The 9,494-nt window shown below is 65.7% G+C and carries 10 protein-coding genes; all 10 read left to right on the top strand.

Going from position 1 to position 9,494, the window contains the following annotated elements:
- Positions 1–105: 105 nt before the first annotated feature.
- The 10 genes from CCD76_RS18350 (at position 106) to CCD76_RS18305 (ending at position 9,375) form a co-directional block, all read left to right on the top strand.
- Positions 106–717 carry a TetR/AcrR family transcriptional regulator gene (locus tag CCD76_RS18350; protein ID WP_023007043.1) on the top strand — a complete coding sequence of 204 codons (612 nt, stop codon included), beginning with the start codon at positions 106–108 and terminating at the stop codon, positions 715–717.
- 134 nt (positions 718–851) lie between these two features.
- Positions 852–1,883 (top strand): NADP-dependent oxidoreductase, encoded by a 1,032-nt coding sequence (locus CCD76_RS18345; RefSeq protein WP_023007044.1) that lies wholly within the window; start codon positions 852–854, stop codon positions 1,881–1,883.
- Between the two features lie 34 nt (positions 1,884–1,917).
- The gene (locus CCD76_RS18340) at positions 1,918–2,595 is read left to right on the top strand and encodes a type 1 glutamine amidotransferase domain-containing protein (protein WP_023007045.1); all 678 of its coding nucleotides are present in this window, start codon (positions 1,918–1,920) and stop codon (positions 2,593–2,595) included.
- A gap of 11 nt (positions 2,596–2,606) precedes the next feature.
- On the top strand, positions 2,607–2,912 hold the full coding sequence (locus CCD76_RS18335) for a DUF1330 domain-containing protein (protein WP_023007046.1): 306 nt from the start codon (positions 2,607–2,609) through the stop codon (positions 2,910–2,912).
- A gap of 27 nt (positions 2,913–2,939) precedes the next feature.
- Positions 2,940–3,770, top strand: coding sequence for a nitroreductase family protein (locus CCD76_RS18330; RefSeq protein WP_034030325.1), 831 nt, complete (start codon positions 2,940–2,942; stop codon positions 3,768–3,770).
- A 73-nt stretch (positions 3,771–3,843) separates the two neighbouring features.
- The gene (locus CCD76_RS18325) at positions 3,844–5,235 is read left to right on the top strand and encodes an NAD-dependent succinate-semialdehyde dehydrogenase (protein WP_058131069.1); all 1,392 of its coding nucleotides are present in this window, start codon (positions 3,844–3,846) and stop codon (positions 5,233–5,235) included.
- An 87-nt stretch (positions 5,236–5,322) separates the two neighbouring features.
- On the top strand, positions 5,323–6,741 hold the full coding sequence (locus CCD76_RS18320) for a coniferyl aldehyde dehydrogenase (RefSeq protein ID WP_023007049.1): 1,419 nt from the start codon (positions 5,323–5,325) through the stop codon (positions 6,739–6,741).
- Positions 6,742–6,794: 53 nt separating this feature from the next.
- Entirely contained in the window at positions 6,795–7,205 is a 411-nt protein-coding gene (locus CCD76_RS18315; RefSeq protein WP_023007050.1) for an organic hydroperoxide resistance protein, read from the top strand.
- Positions 7,206–7,234: 29 nt separating this feature from the next.
- Positions 7,235–8,290, top strand: coding sequence for an NAD(P)-dependent alcohol dehydrogenase (locus tag CCD76_RS18310; RefSeq protein WP_023102505.1), 1,056 nt, complete (start codon positions 7,235–7,237; stop codon positions 8,288–8,290).
- Between the two features lie 71 nt (positions 8,291–8,361).
- Positions 8,362–9,375 carry a zinc-dependent alcohol dehydrogenase family protein gene (locus CCD76_RS18305; protein ID WP_023007052.1) on the top strand — a complete coding sequence of 338 codons (1,014 nt, stop codon included), beginning with the start codon at positions 8,362–8,364 and terminating at the stop codon, positions 9,373–9,375.
- Positions 9,376–9,494 lie beyond the last annotated feature (119 nt).

Genomic DNA, 9,494 nt, shown 5'->3' with positions numbered 1-9,494 from the left:
GGATCAGGCAGCGTGACCTGAATAGTTACATAGCTTTTAACTGTCATCATCAACTTGCCCGATGATTGTAGACGACCGGTCTAGTTTCAGGGTAAGATACAAACCATGACTAATGCCACGAACGACGTCCGCCAACATATCCTCGATACCGCCCGGATCATTATCGCGGGAAAGGGCTTCAGCGCCGTGGGCCTGAACGAGGTTCTCCAGGCTTCCGGCGTGCCGAAGGGTTCCTTCTACCATTACTTCGGCTCCAAGGAGGTCTTTGGCGAAGCGCTGCTGGAGGATTACTTCGCCGATTACCTGGCTTCGCTCGATAATCTGCTGAGTCGTCCTGATCTTTCCGCAGCACAGCGACTGATCGCCTATTTCGAGTACTGGCTGGAGACCCAGGCAGCCTGTGACCCGAAGGGCAAGTGTCTGGCGGTCAAGCTGGCTGCGGAGGTCAGCGACCTCTCCGAGGCGATGCGTTTAGTTCTTGAACAGGGCACCACGCGAGTGATCGCGCGTTTGGCCAGCGCCATCGAGGATGGCGCCAGCGACGGCTCGCTTCCGGTTGAGCTGGATGCCAGCACAACGGCGAACACGTTGTACCAGTTGTGGCTGGGCGCGAGCCTGCGCGCCAAGCTCACGCGCGACCGTGTACCCATGGAGGCCGCGCTGGCTGCTACGCAGGGCCTGCTAGGCCTGTCTTCTCATCTTCGACGCTGCGCCTGACAGACAGAAAAAAGTCCTCGTAGCTTTTTTTTTTGCCCAAACTGTATACGACCGGTCTAATTCAATCAGATGACAAACTTTGCTTCCACGCACGCACATGAGTCCGTTTCGGCCGTCCTTTTCAGGAGTCAGCGATGACCACTGCGATCCTGCAAACCCGCATCGTACTTGCCTCACGCCCCTCGGGTGAGCCGACGCCAGACGACTTCCGGCTGGAACAGGAATCGCTGCCTGAGCCAGGCAAGGGCCAGCTCCTGCTGCGCACGCTGTACCTCTCGCTCGACCCGTATATGCGGGGGCGAATGAGCGATGCTCCGTCCTATGCTCCACCCGTAGCGCTAGGCGAGGTGATGACCGGCGGCGCGGTGAGCCGGGTGGAGGTTTCGCACGACCCGGCATTCAAGGTTGGCGACCTGGTCGTCGGCGACACGGGTTGGCAGAGCCATACGCTTTCCGACGGTCGTGGACTGGTCGTGCTCGATTCCCGGACCACGAATCCTTCGCTGGCGCTGAGCGTGCTCGGCATGCCCGGCTTCACCGCCTACCACGGCCTGCTGAACATCGGCCGGCCGCAGCCGGGCGAGACTGTGGTCGTCGCCTCCGCCATCGGCGCGGTCGGCTCGGTAGTTGGGCAGCTTGCCCGGCTAAAGGGCGCGCGCGCCATCGGCATCGCCGGCGGGCCGGAAAAATGCCGCTACGCGCGCGAAGCGTTCGGCTTCGATGTCTGCCTCGACCACCGCGCGCCCGACTTTGCCGAACAACTGGCTACCGCGACGCCGCAGGGTATCGACGTCTACTACGAGAACGTCGGCGGCACGGTGCTCGACACCGTGCTGCCGCGACTGAACGTCGGCGCCCGCGTGCCGGTGTGCGGGCTGATCGCCCACTACAACGACACCGACCTGCCACCTGGCCCGGACCGCATGCCGATGATGCTGGGGCTGGTTCTGCGCAAGCGCCTGCTGCTGCAGGGTTTCATCATCGGCGACCACTACGCCGACGGTTTCGCGGCGTTTCAGCGCGACATGGGCGCATGGGTCGCCGAGGGCAAGGTCTCGGTCCGCGAAGACTTCGTCGAGGGCCTGGAACATGCGCCCCAGGCGCTGATCGACCTGCTCGCCGGCAGGCACTTCGGCAAGGTCGTGGTACGAGTCGGCACCCCCTGAGTCTTTCACTTCGAACCTCCAAAGGAGAGCCGCTATGGCCAATATTCTCGTCATCCTCACTTCGCACGACCAACTCGGCAACACTGGCAGGAAAACCGGCTTCTGGCTGGAGGAACTGGCTGCCCCCTACTATGCCTTCCTCGATGCCGGCGCGAAGCTGACCCTGGCCTCGCCCAAGGGCGGCCAGCCGCCGCTCGACCCCAAGAGCGACGAACCCGACGCCCAGACCGAGGCGACCCGTCGCTTCCTGGCCGACGCTGACGCGGTCAAGGCCCTGGCCAACACCCGCAAGCTGGCCGAGGTCGCCATCGGCGACTTCGATGCAGTGTTCTATCCCGGCGGCCACGGCCCGCTATGGGACCTGGCTGAAGACCCGGTCTCGATCGGTCTGATCGAAGCGGCGGTCAAGGCGAACAAGCCGGTCGGAACGGTCTGCCACGCACCTGGCGTGCTGCGCCACGTCAAGGATGCCGACGGCAAGCCGCTGGTCGCCGGCAAGCAGGTGACCGGTTTCAGCAACAGCGAGGAGGCTGCGGTTGGCCTGACCGATGTGGTGCCGTTTCTGGTCGAGGACATGCTCAAGGCCAATGGCGGTCATTACAGCAAGGGCGGCGACTGGCAGTCCCACGTGCTGACCGACGGCCTTCTGGTCACCGGCCAGAACCCTGCCTCGTCCGCCGACGCCGCCAAGGCGCTGCTCGCCCTTCTGTGAGGAGATTGAACATGTCCGCTTACGTGGTTTTCCTGCGCGAACGCACCCTCGACGCCACCGAACTTGACATCTATGCGAGGCAGGCTCCAGCCGCGCGCGAAGGACACGATCTGACGCCGCTGGCGTTCTATGGCGATTTCGAGGTGCTGGAGGGACCGGCGATCGAGGGCGGCGTGATCCTGCGCTTTTCCGACATGCAGGCCGCACGCGCCTGGTATCACAGCCCCGCTTACCAGGCAGCACGGGTGCACCGGTTCAAGGGCGCGGACTACCGCGTGCTGTTGCTTGACGGCATCGGCGCGACACCTGCGGCCTGAGTCCCCTAACACGCACAGGATTCTGGAATGACTTCCCATCAGATCGACCCAGCCTCCGCATGGCAGGCCCGCTATGGCGAGGCCGCCGCCCTGCCGCTGCCCCCTGTTCCCGCCGCGCTGGCCGCGCTGCTGGAGCACCGATCAGTGCGCGCCTACACCGATCAACCGGTCGACGACGAGGCACTTCAACTCGCCATCGCTGCCGCGCAATCAGCCTCCAGTTCGTCCAACCTGCAGCCATGGAGCGTGATCGCCGTGCGCGACCCCGCGCGGCGCGCCCGCCTGGCCGCGTTGGCCGGCGGTCAGCGCCACGTGGCCGAGGCACCGCTGTTTCTGGCCTGGGTCGCCGACTGGTCGCGGCTGCGCCGACTCGGTGCCGCGCAGGGTGCCGCGACCGACGGTATCGATTACCTGGAGAGCTACACCGTCGGAGCGGTCGACACCGCGTTAGCCGCGCAGAACGCGGCGAACGCCTTCGAAGCCCTGGGGCTGGGTATCGTCTACATCGGCGGCATGCGCAACCATCCAGAGCAGGTCGCCGCTGAACTGGGGCTGCCGCAGGACAGTTTCGTGGTGTTCGGCATGTGCGTGGGCCATCCCGATCCGGCCCGCCCGGCCGAAGTCAAGCCGCGCCTGGCACAGCCGGCGGTGCTGCATCACGAACGCTACGACGCTGCCGGCGAGGCCGCCGCGGTGGCGCACTACGACCCGCTGATGCGCCGCTTCCAGCAGGAGCAGCAGCGTGACGACCGGCCCTGGTCGCAAGTGTCGGTGCAACGCATCGGCAGCCCCGGCGCGCTGATGGGCCGCCATCGCCTGCGCGAAGCCCTGAACGCGCTCGGCTTCACCCTGCGCTGAATTCCTCGTCCGCGCTCCGGCTCTGCAGGCCGTGACGCCTTCCTCCATCCACTGTCACAAGGAATCATCGAACATGGCATACGCCACCATCAACCCCTACACCGGCGAGACCCTGAAGACCTTCCCGGACGCCACCGACGCCGAGGTGGAACAGGCCATCGCCGCTGCGCACGAAGCCTTCCTGTCCTGGCGCGAGCGCTCGTTCACCGAGCGCGGTGCCATCCTGCAGCGTGCCGCAGACCTGCTGCGCGCCAAGGCTGGCGACTACGCGAAACTGCTGACCCTGGAGATGGGCAAGATCACCGCCGAGGCACTGGCCGAGGTCGAACTTTCCGCGCGCATCTTCGAGTATTACGTGAAGAACGCCGAGGCCCTGCTGGCACCGGAGAAACTGACCGTGGCCGATCCCGCCGAGGGCGACGCGTTGCTGGTACACGAGCCGCTGGGTGTGATCCTGGCGATCGAGCCGTGGAATTTCCCCTACTACCAGATCGCCCGCATCCTGGCCCCGCAACTGGCCGCGGGCAACACGCTGCTGCTCAAGCACGCCTCCAACGTGCCGCAGAGCGCGGATGCCTTCGAGAAGCTGATGCTCGAAGCAGGCCTGCCCGCGGGCGCCTTCAAGAACCTCTATGCGGCGCGGCACCACATCGAGATCATCCTCAACGACCCGCGCGTGCACGGCGTGGCGCTGACCGGCTCGGAAGGCGCAGGCGCGGTGGTCGCCGCCCAGGCTGGCAAGGCGCTGAAGAAGTCCACGCTGGAACTCGGTGGCGCCGACGCCTTCGTGGTGCTGGCCGACGCCGAGCTGGACAAGACCGTGAAGTGGGCGGTGTTCGGCCGCCACTGGAACGCCGGCCAGGTCTGCGTGTCCTCCAAGCGCATCATCCTGGTCGAGGCCATCTACGATGAGTTCCTGCGCCGCTACACCGAGGGCGTGGCCGGGCTCAAGGCGGGCGATCCGTTCGACCCCGCTACCACCCTGGCGCCGCTGTCCTCGCAGAAGGCCGCCGACGACGTCAAGGAACAGATCCGCCAGGCCGTCGCCCACGGCGCGACCGCGACCGAGGTGGGGCCCAAGGTGCCGGCGCAAGGTGCCTTCGTGCAGCCGACGATCCTCACCGGCCTGACTCCGGACAACCCGGCCTACTACTGGGAATTCTTCGGGCCGGTATCGCTGGTCTACCGCGCCCACGACGAGGAAGAAGCGATCGCCATCGCCAACGACTCGCCGTTCGGCCTGGGCGGCTCGGTGTTCACCGCCGACGCCAAACATGGCGCCGAAGTCGCCAAGCGCATCTCCACCGGCATGGTGTTCGTCAACCACCCGACCATGGCCAAGGCCGACCTGCCGTTCGGCGGCGTACGCCGCTCTGGCTACGGCCGAGAGTTGCTCGGCCTGGGCCTCAAGGAGTTCGTCAACCACAAGCTGATCGACGTGGTCGACATCGACGCGCCGTTCTGATGCAAGCGGGCCGGCGGCACGGTACCGCCGGCCGCCGTTTCGCGTCCACGGGCGACGTTCAACGTTAACCGAACTTAGGAAACCCTCATGAGTACATCCGATCTGATCACGCGCCTGCCTGGCGTCGTCGCGGCGATGAAGCAGGCGCACCTGAGCGATGGCCCGGCGGACGCCGAACAGCGGCGGGATCGGCTCGCTCGCGCCGAACGCCTGTTGTCCGATAACCGCGCGCAGCTGGAATCGGCCATTCGCGCCGATTATGGCCACCGCAGCCCCTATCAGACACTGGCCACCGATGTGCTTGCGCCCATCAAGAGCATGCGCCACGCGCGCGAGCAACTCGAACATTGGATGCGACCCGAAGCGCAAGACGCCGGTATGCCGGGCGTGCAGGCACGCGTGGAATACCAGCCACTCGGTGTAGTAGGCATCATCAGCCCCTGGAACTTCCCGATCAACCTCTCGTTCGGGCCACTCGCAGGCGTGTTCGCCGCCGGCAACCGCGCGCTGCTCAAGCCGTCCGAACTGACGCCCCGCACCTCCGATCTGCTGGCCGAGCAGATTCCGCGCTATTTCGATGCGCTCGAATTCGGCGTCGTGCTCGGAGACGCCGAAGTCGGCGCCGCCTTCACCGCGCAACCGTTCGACCATCTCATTTACACGGGCAGCACGGCAGTGGGGCGTCTTGTGATGCGCGCCGCGTCCGAGAACCTTGTACCGGTAACGCTGGAACTTGGCGGCAAATCGCCCGTGCTCGTCGACGTGGACGCCGACATCAAGATAGTGGCCGAGCGGGTGCTCACATCCAAGACATTCAACGCCGGGCAGATCTGCATCGCCCCCGATTATGTGCTTCTGCCGCCGTCCGCACGCGAGGCGTTCATCGAGCACGCCCGCGCGTTCGTTGCGGCCACTTATCCAGATTTGGGAAGCAACACCGATTACACCGCCGTTGTCAACGATCGGCACTTCCAGCGCCTGCAGGTGTTGCTCGATGACGCCCAGGCCAAGGGAGCAACCGTCATCAGTCTTGCACCGGACGGCGAAGCAGATGCCGATCCTGCGACCCGCCTGCTGGCACCGACGCTTGTACTGGATCCCGACGATACGATGCGCGTGATGCAGGAAGAAATCTTCGGGCCGGTCCTGCCGCTGGTGAACTGCCCGGATCTTGACCATGCCATCGACTACGTCAATGCCCATCCGCGTCCGCTGGCCGCGTACTACTTCGGCAGCGACGCAACGCGTCAAAAGCGCTTCACCGAACGCACCACCTCGGGTGCAGCAGTGATCAACGACACGCTGATCCACGCTTTTATCGAGGATCTGCCGTTTGGCGGTATCGGCCCTTCCGGCATCGGCGCCTACCACGGCATCCATGGGTTCCGGCGTTTCAGCCACGCCAAGGCCGTGGTGATGCAGAGCCCGGACGGGACCTCCAGCCTGGCGCTGCGCGCGCCCTATGCCGACAAGCAGAAAGCGGTCGAGGCACAGCTGAGCGAATGATTTTTTCCTGGGCGGAGCACACCGCCCTTCGTAAACCTACGGAGCTGAATACCATGAAGATTTTCTACAAGACCCGCGCCACCGCCGTCGGCGGCCGTTCCGGCCGCACCACGCTGGACGATGGCAGCCTCGCGCTGGATATGGCCATGCCGGGGTCCGGCAAGGCTGGCGTCAACCCCGAGCAACTGTTTGCCATGGGTTACGCCGCCTGCTTCGACAACGCGCTGCCGGTGGCGGCCAAGCAACTGAAGCTGGCACCTACTGCCACCAAGACCTCGGTCGAGGTCGGCATCGGCCAGAACGCCGAGGGCGGCTACAGCCTGGACATCGACCTGTATGTGGAAGTCCAGGGCCTGAGCGAAGCCGACGCGCAGAAGCTGGTGGAAACCACCCACCAAGTCTGCCCGTACTCGAACGCCACCCGCGGCAACGTCGACGTGCGCCTGCACACCAGCGTCGCCTAAGCGACGGTAGGCCTACGAGGAGAAACACCATGACAGTAAAAGCCTATGGCACCCATGCCGCTGACACGCCGCTGGCGGCGCTCGACATTGTTCGCCGCGAGCCGGGGCCGCACGACGTCAAGATCGACATCGCCTACTGCGGCGTCTGCCATTCCGACCTGCACCAGGCCCGCAACGAGTGGGCCAACACGCTGTACCCCTGCGTGCCCGGGCACGAAATCGTCGGCCACGTTTCGGCCATCGGCAGTGCAGTGACCAAGTTCAAGATCGGCGACACGGTCGGCGTCGGCTGCCTGGTCGACAGTTGCCATCATTGCCCGGCCTGCGACGCGGGCCTGGAGCAGTATTGCGAGCACGGCCAGGTCTTCACCTACAATGGCCCGACGCATGATGCGCCCGGCCACACCCTGGGCGGCTATTCGCAGCAGATCGTAGTTAAGGACGACTTCGTCCTGAAGGTTTCGCACCCCGAGGCGCAACTGGCCGCCGTGGCGCCGCTGTTGTGCGCCGGCGTCACCACCTGGTCACCGTTGCGCCACTGGAAGGTCGGTCCTGGCCAGAAAGTGGGCATCGTGGGTATCGGCGGGCTTGGCCACATGGGCATCAAGCTGGCACATGCCCTGGGCGCACACACCGTGGCCTTCACCACCAGCGAGAGCAAGCGCGCCGCTGCGCTGGAACTGGGCGCCGACGAAGTCATTGTCTCGCGTAACGCTGAAGAGATGGCGGCGCACGCCAACAGTTTCGACTTCATCCTCAACACGGTCGCAGCCAGCCACGACCTCGACGCCTTCACTGGCCTGCTCAAACTCGACGGCACCATGACCCTGGTCGGCGTACCCGAGCACCCGCACCCGTCGCCGAGCATCGCCAATCTCATCTTCAAGCGCCGCAGCATCGCCGGCTCGCTGATCGGCGGCATCGCCGAGACCCAGGAGATGCTCGACTTCTGCGCCGAGAAAGGCATCGTCGCCGAGATCGAGATGATCGCCATCCAGCAGATCAACGACGCCTACGAGCGCATGCTCAAGAGCGACGTGAAGTACCGCTTCGTGATCGACAGCGCGAGCCTGGCCGCCGCCTGAGGCGAAACAGCCTAACCGTTGCGGGCCGCTTCCCGGCGAGGCGGCCCGCGCGAAGCAACAGGAGATTCCAGATGAAAGCCATCGTGACACGCAGCCCCGGCGGCCTGGACTGCCTCGAACTACGCGAACTCCCCGACCCCGGCCAGCCTGGTCCAGGTCAGGTCCGTGTGAAGCTGCACGCCAGCTCGCTCAACTTCCACGATCTGCTGGTCGCCAACGGCGGCATCCCCGCCGCCGACGGACGGGTACTACTATCCGACGCCGCCGGCGTCGTCGAAGAGGTGGGCGAAGGCGTGAATGAGTTCAAGCCCGGCGACCACGTCGTCTCCGGCTTCTTTCCGCAATGGACCGACGGCCTGCCGTTCGCCGCGGTCGGCAACTTTCAGGGCACGCCGGGCGACGGCATCGACGGCTACGCCACCGAAGTCGCGGTGCGCGCAGCCGCCGACTTCACCCTGGCGCCGCGCGGCTGGAGCCACGCCGAGGCGGCGACCATCACCACCGCCGGGCTGACCGCCTGGCGCGCCCTGGTGGCCGACGGCCCGCTCAAGGCCGGCGAGAGCGTGCTGGTTCTGGGTAGCGGCGGGGTTTCGGTGGCGGCGCTGCAAATCGCAAAAGCGATGGGCGCGAGCGTGATTGCCACCTCCTCGTCGGATGAAAAGCTCGAACGTCTGCGCTCGCTCGGCGCCGACCACCTCATCAATTACCGCCGCACGCCGCAATGGGGCAAGCGGGTGCTGGAGATCACCGGCGGGCGCGGCGTCGATCACGTCGTGGAAGTCGGCGGCCCGGGCACGCTGGCACAGTCCATTCATGCGGTGCGCGTGGGCGGTCATATCGCGCTGATCGGCGTATTGACCGGCCGAGGCGGCGAGGTGCCGACTGCCGTATTGATGGCCAGGCAGGCACGCCTGCAGGGCCTGATCGTCGGCAGCCGGCGCCTGCAGCAGGAGTACGTGGCGGCGCTGGAGCAGACCGGCATCCACCCGGTGATCGACCGCAGCTTCCCGTTGGAGCAGCTTGCTGAGGCTTTCCGCTACCAGGAGAGCGGCCGCCATTTCGGCAAGGTCGTGGTGGATATCTGATCACCCAAGCCCTGTCCGTCCAGCTGCGCTGGCGGACGCGGCGCCCGGGACGCGCCCGGCTGCATACCGGACCCGGGCGTGGATATTTGGTAACTATTCAGGTGGCTGCGGATGGCATG

Source organism: Salinicola salarius (genome assembly GCF_002179555.1).
In the GTDB taxonomy this organism is placed as follows: domain Bacteria; phylum Pseudomonadota; class Gammaproteobacteria; order Pseudomonadales; family Halomonadaceae; genus Salinicola; species Salinicola salarius_A.
The sequence above is the reverse complement of the archived record's forward strand: the minus strand, read 5'-3'. Positions and strand labels throughout refer to the sequence as shown.